The organism is Streptomyces sp. MBT65, from assembly GCF_016612545.1.
Classification (GTDB): Bacteria; Actinomycetota; Actinomycetes; order Streptomycetales; family Streptomycetaceae; genus Streptomyces.
Map to the genome: position 1 here is coordinate 1 of NZ_JAENRY010000772.1, position 430 is coordinate 430.

Genomic DNA, 430 nt, shown 5'->3' on the forward strand with positions numbered 1-430 from the left:
TCCACTGCCCGACCCGGACCCCGGTGTCCTCCGGCTTCCCGCTCCACACCGCGCGCGGCACGAAGAACAGCCCGGAGCCCGCCAGTTGGCGGCCGTAGGTGTGGCCCCGGGTGTCGACCCAGGAGATGGTGTTGGCGAACATCACCATCTGGTCGTAGTCCTTGGTCACCAGCGGATCGAAGACCGAGGCCGACTGCACGGACCGCTGGCTCCCCTCCTCGTACCGGAACCTGTCCGCGTACGGGAACAGCACCAGCGCCCCCACCACTCCCGCCGTCAGGACCGTCCGGTAGACCGCCGCACTGCTCGGGAACGCGGCGAACACGAACGCCACCACCACCGTCAGGAACCAGTAACGGGCGTTGGAGACCGGGTTGTTCACCAGCAGGTTCAGCGCTGCCAGCGCCACCCACACCAGCACCGTCGACGG

At 68.6% G+C, this 430-nt stretch carries 1 pseudogene; it reads right to left on the bottom strand.

Annotated elements, in window-relative coordinates:
- Window positions 1-430, bottom strand: a pseudogene (locus tag JHN63_RS52045) (hypothetical protein); the annotation flags it as partial.